General features: G+C 65.8%; 2 protein-coding genes. One reads left to right on the top strand and one right to left on the bottom strand.

Annotation, left to right across the window (positions count from 1 at the left end; all coding sequences use genetic code 11):
* A partial coding sequence (locus AC1D15_RS34290) for an AAA family ATPase (RefSeq protein ID WP_477829584.1) occupies positions 1–255 on the bottom strand: 255 nt, incomplete at its 3' end.
* Between the two features lie 224 nt (positions 256–479).
* On the opposite strand from AC1D15_RS34290, the gene queF reads away from it, so the two are divergent.
* On the top strand, positions 480–917 hold the full coding sequence (gene queF, locus AC1D15_RS34285) for a preQ(1) synthase (protein ID WP_047513485.1): 438 nt from the start codon (positions 480–482) through the stop codon (positions 915–917).
* Positions 918–998 lie beyond the last annotated feature (81 nt).

Raw genomic sequence — 998 nt, 5'->3', positions numbered from 1 at the left:
GCTGAACACCAGTTCGACGCTGGACCGGCTGGCCGGCTTGCGGTTGCCGGAGCCGTTGAAGATCACGTCCTGCATCGATTCGCCGCGCAGTTCGCTGGCCTTCGACTCGCCCAGCACCCAGCGCACCGCGTCCATGATGTTGGACTTGCCGCAGCCGTTAGGCCCGACCACGCCGACCAGCTGGCCCGGCAGCTGGAAGTGCGTCGGTTCGGCAAATGACTTGAAGCCCGACAGCTTGATGGAGTTCAGACGCATGGAGAGCAGTCCCGGCGGGCCGCGGCGGAGGGTGCCACGAGTCGCCTAAGTCATTGATTTATTTAGGGAATTCCACGCGTACGCGGACTTCTGGCGAGGCGCGATGATACCATCGCGCCCTCTTGYGGCTGCCCGCCGAAACCCTCTCAAAACGTGACGCCCCCTCCATGGCCAAGTTGTCCAAGTTGTCCGCGAAAGTCGCCCCGCCCACCACCCCGCTGCGCATGCGCGAGGCGCCGGCCAAGCCGCCGTCGATGCCGAGCAAGCAGCTCGACGTGTTCCCGAACCCGAGCCCGAAGCGCGACTACGCGATCCAGTTCCAGGTGCCGGAGTTCACCTGCCACTGCCCGCTGACCGGCCAGCCGGATTTCGCGCACTTCACGATCGACATGATTGCCGACAAGCTGTGCGTCGAGCTGAAGAGCCTGAAGATGTACATGTGGAGCTACCGCAACGAAGGCGCGTTCCACGAGAAGGTCACGAACGACATCCTCGACGACATCGTGAAGGCGACCGACCCGCGTTTCATCCGCATCACGGCGAAGTGGTACGTGCGGGGCGGGATCTACACCAACGTGGTGGTTGAGCACCGCAAGAAGGGCTGGAAGCCGCAGCCGGTGGTGCAGATGCCGGCGCATGGGGCGGAGTCCGGGCTGCTCTGAGCGTCGCGGCGCGGCGCGGCGGGTGAGGGGATGGGCTGGGGGCTCAGCCTCGGCGGTCGGCCCTGGCGGGCCGACTCCACG

This window comes from Rhizobacter sp. P2_H2, assembly GCF_056403375.1.
This window is presented reverse-complemented; position numbering and strand designations above follow the sequence as displayed.

Excerpts from the sequence above, each read along its gene's own strand:
- queF (WP_047513485.1), top strand. The coding sequence starts at position 480 with ATGCGCGAGGCGCCGGCCAAGCCGCCGTCGATGCCGAGCAAGCAGCTC.